Source organism: Burkholderia sp. AU19243 (assembly GCF_018148075.1).
GTDB classification, from domain to species: domain Bacteria; phylum Pseudomonadota; class Gammaproteobacteria; order Burkholderiales; family Burkholderiaceae; genus Burkholderia; species Burkholderia latens_A.
In genome coordinates, this window is the sequence record NZ_JAGSTV010000001.1 from 179334 (window position 1) to 196893 (window position 17560).

Annotated in this window: 18 protein-coding genes and 1 tRNA gene; 11 read left to right on the forward strand and 8 right to left on the reverse strand. The window is 66.6% G+C overall.

Features of this window, described 5'->3' with window-relative positions; translation table 11 throughout:
* Positions 1-32 precede the first annotated feature (32 nt).
* Both lolA and KDW55_RS00840 read left to right on the forward strand, forming a co-directional pair.
* Positions 33-722 carry an outer membrane lipoprotein chaperone LolA gene (gene lolA / locus KDW55_RS00835; protein ID WP_040143633.1) on the forward strand — a complete coding sequence of 230 codons (690 nt, stop codon included), beginning with the start codon at positions 33-35 and terminating at the stop codon, positions 720-722.
* Positions 723-994: 272 nt separating this feature from the next.
* Positions 995-2305: a replication-associated recombination protein A gene (locus KDW55_RS00840; protein ID WP_040143634.1), complete on the forward strand. Its 1311-nt coding sequence runs from the start codon at positions 995-997 to the stop codon at positions 2303-2305.
* A 28-nt stretch (positions 2306-2333) separates the two neighbouring features.
* On the opposite strand, the gene KDW55_RS00845 is transcribed toward KDW55_RS00840, so the two are convergent.
* Entirely contained in the window at positions 2334-2600 is a 267-nt protein-coding gene (locus KDW55_RS00845) for a DUF2164 domain-containing protein (RefSeq protein ID WP_209825283.1), read from the reverse strand.
* A 222-nt stretch (positions 2601-2822) separates the two neighbouring features.
* Between KDW55_RS00845 and serS the strand changes: the two genes are divergently transcribed.
* The 3 genes from serS to KDW55_RS00860 all read left to right on the forward strand — a co-directional run bounded on the left by serS (position 2823) and on the right by KDW55_RS00860 (position 6174).
* The gene (gene serS, locus KDW55_RS00850; protein WP_040143636.1) at positions 2823-4124 is read left to right on the forward strand and encodes a serine--tRNA ligase; all 1302 of its coding nucleotides are present in this window, start codon (positions 2823-2825) and stop codon (positions 4122-4124) included.
* A 130-nt stretch (positions 4125-4254) separates the two neighbouring features.
* Positions 4255-4345, forward strand: a tRNA-Ser gene (locus KDW55_RS00855).
* Positions 4346-4638: 293 nt separating this feature from the next.
* The gene (locus KDW55_RS00860; protein WP_209825028.1) at positions 4639-6174 is read left to right on the forward strand and encodes a methyl-accepting chemotaxis protein; all 1536 of its coding nucleotides are present in this window, start codon (positions 4639-4641) and stop codon (positions 6172-6174) included.
* A 30-nt stretch (positions 6175-6204) separates the two neighbouring features.
* Here the strand turns inward: KDW55_RS00860 and KDW55_RS00865 are convergent, their stop codons facing one another.
* Positions 6205-7365, reverse strand: coding sequence for an alkane 1-monooxygenase (locus KDW55_RS00865; RefSeq protein WP_069241080.1), 1161 nt, complete (start codon positions 7363-7365; stop codon positions 6205-6207).
* Between the two features lie 557 nt (positions 7366-7922).
* Between KDW55_RS00865 and KDW55_RS00870 the strand changes: the two genes are divergently transcribed.
* The 5 genes from KDW55_RS00870 to KDW55_RS00890 all read left to right on the forward strand — a co-directional run bounded on the left by KDW55_RS00870 (position 7923) and on the right by KDW55_RS00890 (position 11209).
* The gene (locus KDW55_RS00870; protein ID WP_226208937.1) at positions 7923-8567 is read left to right on the forward strand and encodes a GNAT family N-acetyltransferase; all 645 of its coding nucleotides are present in this window, start codon (positions 7923-7925) and stop codon (positions 8565-8567) included.
* Positions 8568-8735: 168 nt separating this feature from the next.
* Positions 8736-9506, forward strand: a complete 771-nt coding sequence (gene minC, locus KDW55_RS00875) for a septum site-determining protein MinC (protein WP_040143640.1) — start codon at positions 8736-8738, stop codon at positions 9504-9506.
* A gap of 59 nt (positions 9507-9565) precedes the next feature.
* Positions 9566-10381 carry a septum site-determining protein MinD gene (minD, locus tag KDW55_RS00880; RefSeq protein WP_040143641.1) on the forward strand — a complete coding sequence of 272 codons (816 nt, stop codon included), beginning with the start codon at positions 9566-9568 and terminating at the stop codon, positions 10379-10381.
* Positions 10382-10393: 12 nt separating this feature from the next.
* Positions 10394-10648 carry a cell division topological specificity factor MinE gene (gene minE / locus KDW55_RS00885; protein WP_006486661.1) on the forward strand — a complete coding sequence of 85 codons (255 nt, stop codon included), beginning with the start codon at positions 10394-10396 and terminating at the stop codon, positions 10646-10648.
* A gap of 159 nt (positions 10649-10807) precedes the next feature.
* Positions 10808-11209: a YXWGXW repeat-containing protein gene (locus tag KDW55_RS00890; protein ID WP_040144900.1), complete on the forward strand. Its 402-nt coding sequence runs from the start codon at positions 10808-10810 to the stop codon at positions 11207-11209.
* 116 nt (positions 11210-11325) lie between these two features.
* Here KDW55_RS00890 and KDW55_RS00895 read toward each other — a convergent pair whose 3' ends face one another.
* Entirely contained in the window at positions 11326-12900 is a 1575-nt protein-coding gene (locus KDW55_RS00895) for a chloride channel protein (RefSeq protein WP_040143643.1), read from the reverse strand.
* Positions 12901-13080: 180 nt separating this feature from the next.
* On the opposite strand from KDW55_RS00895, the gene waaC reads away from it, so the two are divergent.
* Positions 13081-14079, forward strand: a complete 999-nt coding sequence (waaC, locus tag KDW55_RS00900; RefSeq protein WP_209821499.1) for a lipopolysaccharide heptosyltransferase I — start codon at positions 13081-13083, stop codon at positions 14077-14079.
* Positions 14080-14125: 46 nt separating this feature from the next.
* Here the strand turns inward: waaC and KDW55_RS00905 are convergent, their stop codons facing one another.
* The 5 genes from KDW55_RS00905 to KDW55_RS00925 all read right to left on the reverse strand — a co-directional run bounded on the left by KDW55_RS00905 (position 14126) and on the right by KDW55_RS00925 (position 17556).
* Positions 14126-14305 (reverse strand): hypothetical protein, encoded by a 180-nt coding sequence (locus KDW55_RS00905; RefSeq protein WP_040143645.1) that lies wholly within the window; start codon positions 14303-14305, stop codon positions 14126-14128.
* Between the two features lie 102 nt (positions 14306-14407).
* Complete coding sequence (locus KDW55_RS00910) at positions 14408-15718, reverse strand: MFS transporter (RefSeq protein ID WP_040143646.1); 1311 nt, start codon at positions 15716-15718, stop codon at positions 14408-14410.
* A gap of 282 nt (positions 15719-16000) precedes the next feature.
* On the reverse strand, positions 16001-16492 hold the full coding sequence (locus KDW55_RS00915; protein WP_040143647.1) for an energy transducer TonB: 492 nt from the start codon (positions 16490-16492) through the stop codon (positions 16001-16003).
* A gap of 228 nt (positions 16493-16720) precedes the next feature.
* The gene (locus KDW55_RS00920; protein WP_059543868.1) at positions 16721-17014 is read right to left on the reverse strand and encodes a hypothetical protein; all 294 of its coding nucleotides are present in this window, start codon (positions 17012-17014) and stop codon (positions 16721-16723) included.
* A gap of 140 nt (positions 17015-17154) precedes the next feature.
* A complete protein-coding gene (locus tag KDW55_RS00925) occupies positions 17155-17556 on the reverse strand; it encodes a hypothetical protein (protein WP_212159820.1) in 402 nt (133 codons plus the stop codon).
* Between the last annotated feature and the right edge of the window lie 4 nt (positions 17557-17560).

A 17560-nucleotide genomic window follows, 5' to 3' on the forward strand; every position in this document is an offset into this window, starting at 1 on the left:
CAGCGCCGGCCACCCAGGGAGAAAACCGCATCATGCAGCAACTTTCGTTCGTCCCTTCCCTTCGTTCGACGCGGCGCTGGCTCGGCGCGGCGTGCGTTGGCGCATCGCTGATGCTCGCGGCGACGCACGCGTTCGCGGGCGGCACCGAGCAGCTGAAGGCCTTCGTGTCGCAGGTGCGTTCGGCGAAGGGCGATTTCACGCAGCAAATCGTCAAGGCGCCGGCCAAGGGCGCGAGCGCCGCGCAAGCCGCACCGAAGCCCAACGACAATTCGAGCGGTACGTTCGTGTTCTCGCGCCCGGGCAAGTTCATCTGGACTTATCAGAAGCCGTACCAGCAGGTGCTGCAGGCCGACGGCGACAAGCTCTACGTGTACGACCGCGACCTGAACCAGGTCACCGAGCGCAAGCTGAACGGCGCGCTTGGCGCGAGCCCGGCCGCGATCCTGTTCGGCAGCAACGACCTCGACAAGAACTACACGCTGCGCGATGCTGGCGAGAAGGGCGGCATCGAATGGCTCGAGATGCTGCCGAAGGCGCAGGACACGCAGTTCCAGCGGATCGGCATCGGCTTTCGCAACGGCACGCTTGCGGCAATGGAGTTGCACGACGTGTTCGGCAACGTCACGCTGCTGACGTTCACGAACATCCAGACGAACCCGCCGTTGAAGGGCGATGCGTTCAAGTTCGTCGTGCCGAAAGGCGCGGACGTGATCAACGGCTGACGTTCGTTACGCCGTTTTCCCGCCACGGGCCTGCCGGCAACGGCAGGCCCGTGTTGTTTGGGGGCGCGGGCACCGGGCGCGGGCACCGGGCGCGGGCACCGGGCACGGGCACCAGGCGCGGGCACATGACGTGTACACCCGACCCGGTCACCGGACGCGAGTACGACGCGCGGCTACCACGCGCCACCCGCGGCGGCACGGACGTGCCGCTGTCATAATGTCTGGTCCGGCGGCCGGTCCGGCCGCCATCGTTTGATCTGGAGCGAGGGTTCATGTCCGACCTGTTTCAAGTCGAGCCGCGCCGGCCGCTCGCCGAGGCGCTGCGGCCGAAGACGCTCGCCGAGGTGATCGGCCAGACGCATCTGCTGGGCGAAGGCAAGCCGCTGCGGCTCGCGTTCGAATCCGGCAAACCGCATTCGATGATCCTGTGGGGGCCGCCCGGTGTCGGCAAGACGACGCTTGCACGCCTCACCGCGCTCGCTTTCGACTGCGAATTCATCGCGCTGTCGGCGGTGCTCGGCGGCGTGAAGGACATACGCGAGGCGATGGAGCAGGCGAAGGACACGTTGAACCGCACCGGCCGCCACACGATCCTGTTCGTCGACGAAATCCATCGCTTCAACAAGGGCCAGCAGGACGCGTTGCTGCCGTTCGTCGAGTCGGGGCTCGTGACCTTCATCGGCGCGACGACCGAGAACCCGAGTTTCGAAGTGAACTCGGCGCTACTGTCACGGGCGCAGGTGTATGTGCTGAAGTCGCTGAACGACGACGAGATGCGGCAGTTGCTCAAGCGCGCGCAGGAAATCGCGCTCGATGGGCTTGCGTTCGACGACAAGGCGATCGATACGCTGATCGGTTACGCGGATGGTGACGCGCGGCGCTTCCTGAATCTGCTGGAGCAGGCGCAAACGGCTGCATCCTCGGCCCGGGTCACGACCATCGACGCCGATTTCGTCAGCAATGCGATGACGCTGAACGCACGGCGCTTCGACAAGGGCGGCGACAATTTCTACGATCAGATCTCGGCACTGCACAAGTCGGTGCGCGGCTCGAGCCCGGACGGCGCGCTGTACTGGTTCTGCCGGATGATCGACGGCGGTGCGGATCCCAAATATCTCGCGCGACGGATCGTGCGGATGGCGTGGGAAGACATCGGCCTCGCCGACCCGCGCGCGCTGCAGATGGCGAACGACGCAGCAGAAACCTACGAGCGGCTCGGGTCTCCGGAAGGCGAGCTGGCGCTCGGTCAGGCGGTAATCTATCTCGCGTGCGCGGCGAAGAGCAACGCGGGCTACAACGCGTTCAACCAGGCGATGGCGTTCGTGAAACAGGACAAGTCGCGCGAAGTGCCCGTGCATCTGCGCAACGCGCCTACCAAGCTGATGAAGGAACTCGGCTATGGTCACGCGTACCGCTACGCGCACGACGAGCCGAACGCGTATGCGGCCGGCGAGAGCTATCTGCCGGAAGGGATGCGCGAGCCGCATTGGTACAAGCCGGTGCCGCGCGGGCTCGAATCGAAGATCGCCGACAAGCTCGCATGGCTGCGCGAGCTCGACCGCGAGGCCGGCAAGAAGGACTGACCGCCGCCCGGCGCAGCTGGCCGGTGCGTCAGCGCTTGGGGCCCGGCTGCTTTTTCCAGTACTCGAACGGCTCCGCGTGGCATTCGATGTCAAGCTCGGCGACCCGCGCCTGCAGGCGCTCCTGCGCATCGGCAATCGCGAGGTTGTAGATTGCCGGCGCGATTTCCTCGACGAAGAAGTGCAGTAGCGCGCCGGCCTGGATGTTGCCGATCGGCTCGTCCAAGTTTTCCGCGAAATAGCGTTGCAGCGACGCGACCGCGCGGTCGCGGACGTCCCTGTCGAGTTCGATGGCCATCGGGGTCCCTCGGGTAATGGTGATATCAGGGCGGAGCCGCCGTCGCGCGCTGCGCGGCGCTGTTGCACGGCGCGCTTTCGCCGGCGGCGCGATACGCGATGCGCACCGCAATACTGCCATGCGCGGCGCGCGTTTGCGCCATCGTCCGTCCGGCCAGTGCCGTAGCGGCCCCGCGGTGCGTTAGAATTCCCGTCTTACACAACGATTTTCCAAAGTCCTCCCATGCTCGACATCCAGTTGCTGCGCAAAGACCTCGACGGCGTCGCGAAGCGCCTCGCCGATCGCGGCTACACCCTCGACGTCGCCGCGTTCTCCGCGCTCGAAGCGGAACGCCGCGCGATCCAGACCCGTACCGAAGAGCTCCAGGCGCGCCGCAACAGCCTGTCGAAGCAGATCGGCGCGATGAAGGGGAAGGGCGAGGACACGTCGGCCGTGATGGCTGAAGTCGGCGGGATCGGCGAAGAAATGAAGGCGTCGGAAGCGAAGCTCGGCGAGATTCAGGCGCGTCTGTCCGACCTGATGCTGGGCATGCCGAACATCGCGCACGAAAGCGTGCCGGTCGGCAAGGACGAGGCCGACAACGTCGAAGTGCGCCGCTGGGGCACGCCGCGCCAGTTCGACTTCGAGGTAAAGGATCACGTCGACGTCGGCACGCCGCTCGGCCTCGATTTCGAGACGGGCGCGAAGCTCGCCGGTGCACGCTTCACGATGCTGCGCGGCTCGATCGCACGCCTGCACCGCGCGCTCGCGCAGTTCATGATCGATACGCACACGCAGCAGCACGGCTATAGCGAGACGTACACGCCGTACATCGTGAACCCGGAAATCCTGTACGGCACGGGCCAACTGCCGAAGTTCGCCGACGACATGTTCCGCGTCGAGAAGGGCGGTGCCGAGAACACCATCACGCAATACCTGATCTCGACGTCCGAGATTTCGCTGACGAATACCGTGCGCGAATCGATCGTCGAAGGCTCCGCGCTGCCGATCAAGCTCACCGCACATTCGCCGTGCTTCCGCTCGGAAGCCGGCTCGTACGGCCGCGACACGCGCGGGATGATCCGTCAGCACCAGTTCGACAAGGTCGAGATGGTTCAGATCGTCGCGCCGGACGCATCGTACGCGGCGCTCGACGAAATGGTCGGCCACGCGGAAGCGATCCTGCAGAAGCTCGGCCTGCCGTACCGCGTGATCACGCTGTGCACGGGCGACATGGGCTTCTCGGCCGCGAAGACGTTCGATCTCGAAGTGTGGCTGCCCGCGCAAAACACCTATCGCGAGATCTCGAGCTGCTCGAACACCGAGGCGTTCCAGGCGCGCCGGATGCAGGCGCGCTTCCGCAACGCGCAGGGCAAGCCGGAACTCGTGCATACGCTGAACGGCTCCGGTCTCGCGGTCGGCCGCACGCTCGTCGCGGTGCTCGAGAACTACCAGAACGCCGACGGCTCGGTTACGGTGCCCGAGGCGCTGCGTCCGTACATGGGCGGACTCGAGCGCATCGAAGCGCCCGCACAGGCGTCGTGAGATCGCGCAACGATCGCCGTTCGACGGCCGGCAAAAAAATTTGCAAAAAGGGCTTGTGAGTTTCGAAGATATCGTTCTATAATCTTTGCTTTCCCGGACACGACCAACCGGGAAATGAAGCAGCAAGGAAGGAGAGGTGGCAGAGTGGTCGAATGTACCTGACTCGAAATCAGGCGTACGGTTTCCCCGTACCGTGGGTTCGAATCCCACCCTCTCCGCCAAAATACGAAGCCCCGTGATTCGAAAGGATCACGGGGTTTTTCGTTTTGGTCGCCCATTCCCGTGCATTGTCGATGCCGCGGTATGCGCCCCCGCGCATCGGCATTCGCATCCATCTCCACGCGTCGGCGGGGGCGCTCACGCCTGCCGGTCGGCCGTCGCGGCCGCACCCGACCGCCCAGCGTCGGCGGCCCAGCCGCCGTTCGCGCTTCAGCCCTGGCTTCGTGCGCCGTTAACAGCGGACGGCGACGCGCGCTTTTCGCGCCGTCGTCGTTATGCATCGATCCAAGGTCCCATGAAACTGAGCTACAAGATTCCCTTCGCATTCGCCGTTGCGCTGCTGCTGATGTTCTGCGGCGCGCTGTACGGCATCCACATCCTCAACCGGTCGATCGATACGTTCGCGAACGACGTGCAGACGCATGTCGCCGACGAGCGGCTCGTATCGGCGACGCTCGTGCAGTTCAAGCTGCAGGTCCAGGAGTGGAAGGACACGCTGCTGCGCGGCAAGCAGCCCGACAAGCTCGCCACGTACTGGCAGGCATTCCAGACGCGCGAACGCGCGGTCGATACGCTCGCCGCGCAGCTCGTCAACGAGTTGCCGCCCGGCGAGAGCCGCACGCTCGTCGAGCAGTTCATGCGCGCGCATGCGGCGATGGGCGACGGTTATCGGCGCGGCTTCGACGCATTCAAGGCGGCGGGATTCGAGCCGGCGGCCGGTGATGCTGCCGTCGCGGGCGTCGATCGTGCGCCAGCGACGTTGCTCGAGCGCGCGGCGAAGACGATCGCCGACGAAAGTGCCGCGGTGTCGGCGCGAGCGAGCCGCGATGCGAGCCGCGCGACCGTGGCGAGCGTAGTGTTGATGCTGATCGTGCTCGGCATCGCGCTGATTGGCGCATTCCTGTTCAGCCGTGCGATCCTGCGGCCGCTCGATCGTGCAGTCGCCTGTGCGCAGGCGGTGGCCGGCGGCGATCTGACGCGCGACGTCGACGTGGCCGGTCGCGACGAGATCGCCGACTTGCTGCGCGCGTTGCAGACGATGCAGGCCAGCCTGTCGAGCGTGGTGCTCGAGGTGCGCACGCATGCCGAAGCCGTCGCGACGGCGAGTGCGCAGATCGCATCGGGCAATCACGACCTGTCGTCGCGCACGGAGGCGCAGGCCGCGTCGCTCGAGGAAACGGCCGCCAGCATGACCGAGCTGACAGGCATCGTGCGCCAGTCGGCCGAGCATGCGCAGCACGCGGCGCAGCTCGCAAGGGACGCGTCGGACATCGCGTCCGCGGGCGGCAGCGTGATGACGGACGCCGTCGAGACGATGAGCGGAATCGCCGCGAGCTCGGCGAAGGTCGGCGAGATCATCGCGGTGATCGACGGCATCGCGTTCCAGACGAACATCCTCGCGCTGAACGCGGCCGTCGAGGCGGCGCGGGCGGGCGAACAGGGGCGCGGCTTCGCGGTCGTCGCATCCGAGGTGCGCACGCTGGCGCAGCGTAGTGCTGCCGCGGCGAAGGAGATCAAGACGCTCATCGAGCAATCGACGCGTCGCGTCGACGACGGTGCCGTACTGATCGCCCGAGCGGGAGAATCGATTCACGAGATCGTCGGCGCGGTGCAGCGGGTGACGACGATCGTGGGCGAGATCTCGTCCGCGTCGCAGGAGCAGAGCGGCGGCATCCAGCAGGTGAACGTCGCGGTCACGCAGATGGACGAGGCGACGCAGCGCAACGCAGCGCTCGTCGAGCAGGCGTCGGCGGCGACGCAGGCGCTGGCCGAACAGGCGAGTGCGCTGCGGCACGCGGTCTCGGTATTCAAGTTGCCGCTGGCCGCGTGACGCTCGTGCGTTCGACCGCGCCGACGCATGTCACACCGCGGCCGAATACTGCGCGAGCACACGCGCGCGGATCGACGGCTTGATGTTCGATTGCGCCATGTCGCCGCCATAGTGCGCGACGACCCGCGGATTCATCACGCGATACCAGAGCGGCGGCACATACGCGAACAGGATCATCGTCGCGTAGCCGGCCGGCAATTGCGGCGAGTCGTCGAAGTGGCGCAACGCCTGGTACGAGCGCGTCGGGTTCGCGTGATGATCGGCGTGCCGCTGCAGCTGATACAGGAACAGGTTGGTGACGACGTGATTGCTGTTCCACGAATGCTGCGGCGTGCAGCGTTCGTAGCGGCCGCTCGCGAGTTTGCGCCGGCCGAGCCCGTAGTGCTCGATGTAATTCACGACTTCGAGCAGCGACGCGCCGTACACGGCCTGGATCACAAGGAACGGGATCACGGCCTTGCCGGCCAGCGCGATCGCGATGCCCCAGACGCCAGCCGTCATTGCCCACGCGTGCAGCACCTCGTTGCGCCAGGTCCACGGCGACTGCCCGAGCCGTTCGAGGCGCGTCTTCTCGAGCCGCCACGCCGAACGGATGCTGCCCGTCACCGTGCGCGGCAGGAACGCCCAGAACGATTCGCCGAAGCGCGCGCTTGCCGGATCCTCGGCCGTCGCGACGCGCACGTGATGGCCGCGGTTGTGTTCGACGAAGAAGTGCCCGTACGCGACCGGCGCGAGCGTGATTTTCGCGAGCCAGCGCTCGAAGCGGCTCGTCTTGTGCCCGAGTTCGTGCGCGGTATTGATCGAGATGCCCGTCGCGGCGCCGAGCGACAACGCGAAGCCTGCGTAGTCGTACCACGCCAGCGAATGCGTGCCGACGATCCACACGCACATGAAGAATGCGACGTATTCGACGAGCGTCGCGAGATAGACGATATAGCGGTAGTAGCGTTCCCGCTCGAGCTGCGGGACGGCGGTTTCCGGAGGGTTGTCGCGATCGTCGCCGATCAGCGTGTCGAGAATCGGTATCACGCCGAACGCGAACAGCGGGCCGAACCACCAGAACAGGTGCACGCCCGTCGACAGCGCGAGCTGGGCCGCGAGGATCGGCAGCGTGATCGTCAGCGCGCCAAGCAGCCACAGATAACGTTTGCCATCCGACCAGCGCGCGGCCGGTCCGTCGGTCATTGCCATTGTCTCCCTCCTGTTGGCGCGGGCTTGCGCGCGGGGCGAGGCGGCCGCATGTCTCGTTCTGTTGCCGGTCCGATCGTCGTTCGGCCGCGGCATGGAGCGCGGCACCCGATCGATGGTCCGGTTGTGCCAGTTATACGACGGTCGTGCAGGCTTTCCAAACCCGGGCGCTAGGCGGGAAACTCCAAACGGCGGCGCATCCATTGCGCCGGTCGGGAAGGGCCGACGAAGGGGTGATTGAAACCGGCGGTGGCGCGCGATCCGCCCGTGCGGACGATTTTCTCGTCTGACCAAATCGTCGCGACAAGCGCGTCAGCGACCGGCTTCGGGACGCCGCAACGAATGTTGCAATGCAATAACTCCTGCATCCGCACGCGCGTCGTCGTGGTGCATGCGCGGCCGCATATTACGGACGATTGCGATCGCGACGGGGAAACTGCGAATGCGCGCGCAGAAATGCCGCGTATGACAACGCAAGCACGGCGACCCACGTGCCGACGGCGTCCGCGCGGCGCTACGCGAGCATGCAGCCGAGGCCGATGTTGCACTCGCACAAGCACATGGGGGCGGCAGCCCGCGCGGTGCCTGCCGACTTTCGATTCGCGCCGCCATTTGAAAATAACGATTTGACTCATGCCCCGCTTTCGGTTGAAGCTAGTAACTTGCTGTCCGAAGGGGGCTGTGCCTGCATGAGTTCGACCTTGACCGTTCGTCGTATCGCTGCCGACCAGGGCAACGTGTATCGCGAACTCCGCGCCGCATCGCTGCGTGAGCCGTACGCGCCCGGCGAAGCGCCGGAGGCCGAATTGCTGACCGTCGATGCCGACGCGGCGGCGGCCATCGCCGCGCTGCGCGCCGCGTCCGACGAATCGACGACCTTCGTTCTGTACACCGAGGGCCACCCGGCCGGCATGATCGGTGCATATTTCGACAATTCGCCCGAGCGGCGCGCGTTCGTCAGCGAGCTGTGGGTCGCGCACGCGGTCCGCCACTTGCGCGGCGGCGTGCTGTTGCTCGAAACGGCCACCGCGTGGCTGACCGAGCGCGGCGCGCAGGACGTCTACGCATGGATCGCCGATGCGAACCGCAACGCGATTCGCTTCTACGAACGGGCGGGTTTCGGCAACACGGGCGAGCATGCACCGATCGCGCGGATGCCCGGCGCGATGAAGTCGTTGTTCGTGTCCCACATCAATGCACCCTGACACATGACGGCCGAGGCCGCACGGCGCGATCGCACCTCGCTCGCGCCGTCTCGATGCCCTCCGGCCCGCGGTGCGGCGGCCGCGACCGTCGCCATCCAGATTCCCCAAAAATAATGGCCGCACGCGCGGACGCCTGTAAAATACGCAAAAAATTTTTGCAGAGTGTCCATGTCGCTTAAAAAATCGCCATTCTTCGAGCTGCGCAGCGGATCGGTCGATACGTTGCTGTTCACCGTGAAGACGACCGATCTCGATGCGTTGCGTACCGAACTGGTCAAGCGCTTCGAAGCGACTCCCGAGTTTTTCGCCGACGACGTCGTCGCGATCGACGTTCGCCGTCTCGCGGACGGTGAACGCGTCGCGCTCGCCGATATCGGCCAAATGCTGAACGACGTGCGGATGCGCCCGGTGGGCGTGGTCGCGCTGCCGACGCAGGCGTGGGCGGCGGAAGCCGGCCTGCCGCTGCTCGAAGCGCGCGATCGCCGCGTGGCGGCCGCGAAGCCGGCCGACGATGCGGCGCAGCCGGCCGCTGCCGTTGCCACGTCTGCCGCCGCGGCGGCGGAACCGGCGCCGGAGCCTGCTCCGACGCCGGTTTCGGCGGGCGGCCAGACGCTGGTCGTTGATCGGCCGCTGCGCTCGGGACAGCAGATTTACGCGAAAGGGGACCTCGTGGTGCTCGCGCCGGTCAGTCACGGCGCCGAGATCATCGCGGAAGGCAATATCCACATCTACGCGCCGTTGCGCGGCCGCGCTCTCGCGGGCGTGCACGGCAATCACGACGCGCGCATCTTCTGCACGTGTCTCGAACCGGAACTGATTTCGATCGCGGGTATCTATCGCACGACCGAGAACCCGTTGCCCGCCGACATACTGGGCAAATCGGTGCAGATCCGGCTCGAAGAGGAAAAACTGATGATCGAACCGCTGCGCCTGACGTGATTCACGCGGCACGCTCCGGATCGATCGGCTCTCATTGACGAACACAGGGTATTGGGTAAATGGCAAAAATCATCGTGGTGACTTCGGGCAAGGGCGGCGTGGGCAAGACGACGACCAGCGCGAGCTTCGCGTCCGGCCTCGCGCTGCGCGGCCACAAGACGGCCGTGATCGACTTCGACGTCGGCCTGCGTAACCTCGATCTCATCATGGGCTGCGAGCGGCGCGTGGTGTACGACCTCGTCAACGTGATCCAGGGCGAAGCGAACCTGAATCAGGCGCTGATCAAGGACAAGAAGTGCGAGAACCTGTTCATCCTGCCGGCGTCGCAAACGCGCGACAAAGATGCGCTCACGCGTGACGGCGTCGAGAAGGTGCTGAACGACCTGGCCGCGATGGATTTCGAATACATCGTCTGCGATTCGCCGGCCGGTATCGAAGCCGGCGCGCTGCACGCGATGTACTTCGCGGACGAAGCGCTGATCGTCACGAACCCGGAAGTGTCGTCGGTGCGCGACTCGGACCGCATTCTCGGCATTCTGTCGTCGAAGACGAAGCGCGCGACCGAAGGCAAGGAGCCGATCAAGGAACACCTGCTGATCACGCGTTACAGCCCGAAGCGCGTGAGCGAAGGCGAGATGCTGTCGCTCGAGGACATCAGCGAGATCCTGCGCATCAAGCTGATCGGCGTGGTGCCTGAATCGGAAGCCGTGCTGCATGCGTCGAACCAGGGTTTGCCGGCCGTGCATATCGACGGCACCGACGTCGCGGAAGCGTACAAGGACGTGGTCGCCCGATTCCTCGGCGAAGACAAGCCGCTGCGCTTCACCGACTACCAGAAGCCGGGCCTGCTGCAGCGCCTCTTCGGCAGCAAGTAACGGAGGCCGTCCATGTCCATCCTTTCGTTTCTCCTCGGCGAGAAGAAGAAGTCCGCATCGGTCGCGAAGGAGCGCCTGCAGCTCATCATCGCGCACGAGCGGGTCGGCGGCCGTCCGCCGGCCGATTACCTGCCGGCGCTGCAGAAAGAACTCGTCGCGGTCATCTCGAAGTACGTCCATATTTCGAACGACGACATCCGCGTGAGCCTTGAGCGGCAGGACGATCTCGAAGTCCTCGAAGTGAAGATCGAGATCCCGCAAGCCTGAACGTTGCCGCTTTCCCCCGCACGGCGGTGTACGCCGCCGTGCGCGTCTTACGCCCTGTTGCACTTTCGGGCTCGCCGTAACACGGCGTCTGTCTGCCGTTCGCCGTCCTCCCGCATTGAAGTGAATACGTTCGCGTCATTCGTCAATCAGGAGGTTGTGATGGCTGTCTCTACCGTTCAACGCCGTATCGTTTCTCTCGCGCTGCTCGCCGCGGGCCTGTCCGCCATCGTCGCGCCGCTCGCCGCCCGCGCGGACGAAATTCTCGTCGGCGCGCCGGTGCTCGTGCAGTCCGGCCGCATGATCGTCGCCGAGCCCGTGGCCGCCCCTGCCGAAGAAATCGTCGTCGTTGCGCCGAACGCGCCGCCGCCCGTGCGCTACGAGGTCGTGCCTGACGCCCGCGTCGGCTATGTGTGGGAGCGCGGCCACTGGCATTGGGATCATGGGCGCTACGTCTGGATTGGCGGCCATTGGGAAGCCGAACGGATCGGCATGCACTGGGTGCCGGGCCATTGGGACCAGCGTGGTCCGAACTGGTTCTGGACGCGCGGCCACTGGGCGTAACGGGCGCGCACGATGAAGAAAACCGCCATCGCCATCGCGCTCGTCGCGATCACCGTCGCCGGCTGCATCGTCGTGCCGGCGCGTCCCGTCTACTATCGGCCGGCACCTGTCGTCATTTACTGAGGTTCGCGCGGGCCCGTCTGCGCGGCGCCGTTCGCGTCCGAAGCGGGCGGGTCGTCGCGCTCCTGCGTCGCCGCTGCCGGAGCGGCCCCGTGGGTTGCCGCCGGAACGTCCGATGCGTTCGCGGGTTGTTCGCGCAGCGTGTCGAGCGGATCGGCGGGCGCCGCCGCCGCATCCTGCGGCTCGGTCACGCTGGTCGCCGTTGCAGTTTCCTCGGCAGCTTGCGCCGAATCGGCCGCGTGCGGCGCGGCGGCCGGCGGCGGCGCGAGATAGCGCTGCGCGAGCGTTTCGTAAAGCGGCGGCGCGAAGAAGCGCGCGACGCGGCTCGACACCAGCGCGGTGGCCATCAGCGAAATCACGAGCGCGTGGCCGTTGATCATTTCCATCACGATCACGAACGATGTGATCGGCGACTGCGTGACCGCCGCGAGATAGCCGACCATCGCGAGCGCGATCAGCATCGGCAGGCTCATGTCGTCGAACACGACGTGCAGCACGTTGCCGAAGCCTGCGCCGATCGACAGCGACGGCGCGAAGATGCCGCCAGGGATCCCCGGCAGATACGACGCCACCATCGACACCATCTTCAGGACCGGATAGAACAGCGACAGCTGTTCGTGGCCGTCGAGCAGGCCGCGCGCCTCCGCATAGCCGCTGCCGAACGTCGTCCCGCCCGATACGATGCCAACGACGGCGATCACGAAGCCGCACAGCGCCGCAAACGCGATCGGGCGCTCGCGATAGAGGCCGAGCACGCGCGCGGGCAGCCAGCGCCCGGTATTGAGCAGAAGCCAGCTGAAGAGGCCGCCGGCGATCCCGGTAACGATCGCCGTGACCAGCACGGCGACGGCGAGCATCTTCGGGAAATGCTGGCCCGCATCGATCGTGCCGAAGTACGTGTAGTTGCCGTTCAGACCGAGCGCGACCACGCCCGCCAGGATGATCGCGGTAATCAGCACGCCGCTTGCACGCGCGGAGAAGCTGCGGGTCAGTTCCTCGATCGCGAACACGATCCCGGCAAGCGGCGTATTGAACGCCGCCGACAGGCCCGCGGCCGCGCCCGCGAGCACGAGCTGCCGTTCGATCAGCGCATTCGAGCGCGGATAGAAACGCCGCAGATTGAACATCAGTGCCGCGCCGACCTGCACGGTGGGGCCTTCGCGGCCGATCGTGAACCCGCCGAGGATCCCCATCAGCGAAATCAGCACCTTGCCGAACAGGATGCGCAGCGTCAGAAGCCGCGCGCCGAATGAACTCGGGCTGGCATGCAGCGTTGCGATGACCTGCGGGATCCCGCTGCCCTCGGCGCCGCGGAAGAAGCGGCGCGTGAGCCACGCCGACGCCGCGGCGATCGCCGGCGTCAGCAGCAACGGCAGCCACGCGGCATGCGCGCGCATCGTGCGGAAGGCGTCGTAGCCCCAGTCGATCAGTCGCGCATACAATACGGCTGCGAGGCCAACCGCGATCGCACCCAGCCAGAACACGCCGTACTGGCGCCAGATCCGCAGCGAGCGGCGCGTGAGGGCGGGAAACAATCCGGGAAGCAGGGCGGCGAGAGAGGGGCGTTGCATCGGGGAACCGGGCCGGCAGGCAAAGACGCATTATAAAAAGAATGGGATCCGTCCGGACTCGACAATTATTCACAAACGAGATGCAATTTGTTGCAAATGTAATGTCGATGTAATGTATCGGCGCGGCAAGCATCGTTAGCATCACCAAATGGCCGTCCACCCCCCATTCCCACAAGAAACGTGAAACGTATCCTCATCGTGAAAGTGACGTCGCTCGGCGATGTCGTCCAGACGCTGCCCGTCGTCGCGGACCTCCATCGCGCTTTTGCCGGCGTTCAGGTCGACTGGGCCGTCGACGAGTCGTGCGCCGAAGTCGTGCGCTGGCACCCGGGCGTGACCAACGTGCTTTGCGCACCGCTGCGGCGGTTCAAGAAGCTGCGCAACGGCGGCGACCTGAAGGCGATTTCGGCGTCGATCGGCGCGCTGCGCGCGCACCGTTACGATGCGGTCATCGACCTGCACGGGGTCTACAAGAGCGCGATCATCTCCGCGCTCGCGCGCGCCGTGCGCCGGTTCGGCTATCAAACGCAGGATCTCGGTGAGACGGGCGCGCGTTTCGCGTATTCACATCGGTTCGGCCCGCGGCCCGACTGCGACGCTTGGCACGGGATGCGCGTGAGCGCGGGCGAGGCGCTGGGCTATGTCCCGCAAGGCATTGCCGACTATGGTGTGGTCGCGCCGCAGGTTGCGAGCCTGCCGGCTGCCGTGACCGACGGCGCGCCGTTCATGCTGCTGTTTCACGCGACGTCGAACCCTGACAAGCAATGGCCGGCCAATCACTGGGCCGCGCTCGCGACGCAGATGATGGCGCGTGGCTTGCGCGTGCTGCTGCCGTGGGGATCGGCGGCCGAGCATGACGATGCGCGCGACATTGCCGCGCGCGCGCCCGGCGCGGTTGTGCTGCCGGCAATGTCGGTGCGCGAATTGGGCGCTGCGATCGGCCGGGCCGCGCTGGTGGTGGGGGTCGACACGGGGTTCGTGCACATGGCCCATGCACTGAAGCGCCCGACCGTGATGATTTTCGTTGCGACGTCGCGCCACCATTGCGGGATCGGCGGCGCGCCGAACGCGCTGTCGATCGGAGAGCCTGGTGCACCGCCGTCGGTTGCGCAGGCGCTTGATGCCATCGATGCAGTCTGCCCGGCGTATGGCGCGTTGCGCGCTCGATTGACGGCGTAGCGCCGATTGGCGGCGCGAACCGGCGCGCGTGGTAACGCTGGCCGGTTCAGGCGAGCAGCGCCTCGACGGCGACCACGGCGGCGATGGCCGCCAGATTCGCCAGCAATGCGTCGAACAGCAAACCCCGCCAGGTTTTCGGTCGCAAGCGCGCCGCGAGCAGCAGCGCGCCGCCCAGCGCGAGCGCGAGGATCATGACGAGGTCGGCATTGTTGAGATGAACGTTTATCGCGGCGGCTCCTTCGGGAAGCGAACCCGTGTGCGCACGGCGGCGCCCCGGAATCGAGTATAGGCAGCGCCGCCCGCTGCACAACCCGGGGCGCCCCGAAGGTCAGAGCAGCGACGTGTCGCGGGTCTCGCGCATCAACAGCACACCGATTACGCTGATCGCCGCCGCGACCGACACGTAGCCGCCGACCCACGACAGCCCACCTCGCGCGGCAAGCAGTTGCGCGATGTACGGTGCAATCGACGCGCCGAGAATCCCGCCAAGGTTGTATGCGACGCCCGCACCCGTGTAGCGGACGTTGGTCGGGAACAGTTCGGGCAGCAGCGCACCCATCGGCGCGAACGTCACGCCCATCAGGAATAGCTCGATCGTGAGGAACAGCGCGACGAGCGGCATCGAGCCGCTGCCGAGCAGCGGTTCCATCGCGAAGCCGGACAGCAGCGCGGCAATTGCACCGGCGATGAGCACCGGCTTGCGGCCGAAGCGGTCCGACGCCCACGCCGACAGCGGTGTCGCAAGCCCCATGAACACGACGGCGAAGCACAGCAGCCCGAGGAAGCTTTGGCGCGGAATATGCAGCGCCGACACGCCGTACGACAGCGAAAACACGGTCGAGATATAGAACAGCGTGTAGCAGACCACCATCGCGAGCGCGCCGAGCAACGTCGGCTGCCAGTGCTGCGACACGAGCGCCGCGACCGGCACGCGCACGCGCTCGTTGCGGTCGAGCGCGGCCTGGAACGCCGGCGTTTCGCTGATCTTCAGCCGCACGTACAGGCCGAGCGCGACGAGCACCGCGCTGACGAGGAACGGGATACGCCAGCCCCAGCTGCGGAACTGTTCGTCGGACAGCGACAGCGCGAGCGCGAAGAACAGACCGTTCGACATCAGGAAGCCGACCGACGGCCCGAGCTGCGGAAACATCCCGAACCAGCCGCGTTTGCCTTGCGGCGCATGCTCGGTCGCCAGCAGCGCCGCGCCGCCCCATTCGCCGCCGAGGCCGATCCCCTGGCCGAAGCGCAGCACGCACAGCAGTACCGGCGCGAGCGTGCCGATCGCGTCGTAGCCGGGCACGAAGCCGATTGCGGTAGTCGATACGCCCATTACGAGCAGCGACGCGACAAGCGTCGATTTGCGGCCGATCCGGTCGCCGAAGTGGCCGAACAGGAACGAACCGATCGGTCGTGCGATGAATGCGATGCCGAACGTGACGAATGCGGACAGCGCCTGCGCGGTCGCCGAGCCGTGCGGAAAGAACACGGGGCCGATGACGAGTGCCGCGGCGGTTGCGTACACATAGAAATCGTAGAACTCGATCGCGGTGCCGATGAAGCTGGCGAACACGATGCGCCGGTGGCTGACGGCGGCGGCCGAACCGGTTGCGTGTGCAACGGCCGGGGGAGATGCGGACATGGATGTCTCCGTTTTGTCGTTGGGGCGTGCGGTCGGGCAGGCGCGGATGCCTGCCGGATGCAGCCGGGCGGATGATGCGGTGGCGGCGTGAGCGCGCGCCGTGGCGCGGACGTCACCCGCCGGTCGACGATGGAGACGGATAGGTCGCCGCCGCCCGGTGCCGGCGTGGTCGGCTCGCATGCCGGGTGCGGCGCGCGAACGCGCGCGCGGAAGGTGGCCGCGCGATTGCGGAAAATTATAGCCAGCGCCGCGACATGGCGGCAATCGCGGGCGGCGTGCGGCTCAGTCGATCGACTGGGCTTGCGCGGACGCGGTGCTCTGCAACTGGAAGCGGCCGTCGTCGTTGAACAGCCAGCCTTCCATCAGCTCGATCCGTCCGTCGCCGTCCAGCAGTCTCGACGGCGGCGCCGGCAACGGCGCCGAGCGGCGCAGCGATGCGAGCGCGAGCGCTTCCGCTTCGCTGTCGCCGTTGCTCCGATAGACGGACGCATTGAGGAGGCGGCCGCCGCGATCGACGGTGAACGCGACGACGACGAGCGAACGCAGCATCGCCTGCGGTGTGCCGCGCGATACGGCGGACGGATTGTGCTCGGCAACGCACCGCGCGACTTCCACGCGGTACTGGTCGAGATTCGCGCCGCGCGTGATCGACGGGATCGTCACCACCGAGTGCAGCGAAGGCGGCGGCGTGATCGTGCAGGCAGCAAGCAACAGCGCGGCGACCAGCGCGGCAATGCGCGGCCGGTCGGCGCCCGGGCGGGATAGAGGCAGCATGGGAGGTGAACCGGAGGGTGACTATAAAAAAATGATAGTCGCCCCGGCGCGGCGCGTTATCGGGAGAAACGCATAACGCGCGATGCGTGACGGCATGCGCGCGAACGATCGCCCGGCTGTGCGGCGGGCGGCGTTCTGAAGTGATGTGATGTTTGACGGCACGCGACGCGTGCGCAACGCGCGTGCCCGCTCGCCGCGAAGCGGCGATGGCGGCACAGTCGGATGCGCTCAGTAGCCGTGCGTCACGAGCGACAGAACGGACAGGTCCGGATGCGTGCCGTCGATGATGCTTTTGCCGATGTGCACGGCCTCGCGAATCGCGTCGTCGGCGTTCGCGAAGCTTTCCTCGCCGTCCGCGTGAAACGGCACCGCATGATCGGGGAGGGCCGGATTCACGCCCGGATGGCATACGTAGCCGGTGTACGTATAGCGCGCGTCGCTGCCGGGAACGAGGCCCGGTACGACGTGGATCTCGAAGCCTTCGTAATCGACGTGATCGGTCGCGGTCGACAGTTCGGTCATGGCGGTCTCCGTGCGCCGCACGCGCGGATGGCGCGAACGGCATCGAGTCGCGGCGGCGGTCGTGTCGCCGTGCTGATCGAATTCTAGGCGATGACGCGCCGTCCGGCGAGGCCATGGCGCGATGCGGGCCGCGCCCCGCATTACCGCGTGCAGCGTGCGTCCTTGCGCTGCACGACGAGGATCACCGGATACTTCTCGCCGTGCTCGAGTTCGACCGGCGCGACGACCGTCAGCGTGGCCGGGTCGGAATCGTCGTACACGCTGACCTGCTCGTTGCGGATATAGGTGACGCCGGTGCAGTTAGACGCGCGGCCGTCGTCCGACACCTTGCACTGGAGTTCGTTTTCCTTCAGGTAGTTGTACGGCGTCGGGCTCGCGAGATATTCGCGCAGGCTGCGCGGCGAGCCGCCGACGCCCTTCACGTACGCGATCGCGCACGACGGCGTCGGCGCGTCGGCGCCGGAGGCAGAGTCGGCGGCCGCTGCGTGCGTGCAGGCAGCGGCGAGCAGGGCGGCGAGCGCCGAGGCGATGAAGGGCTTCATGACG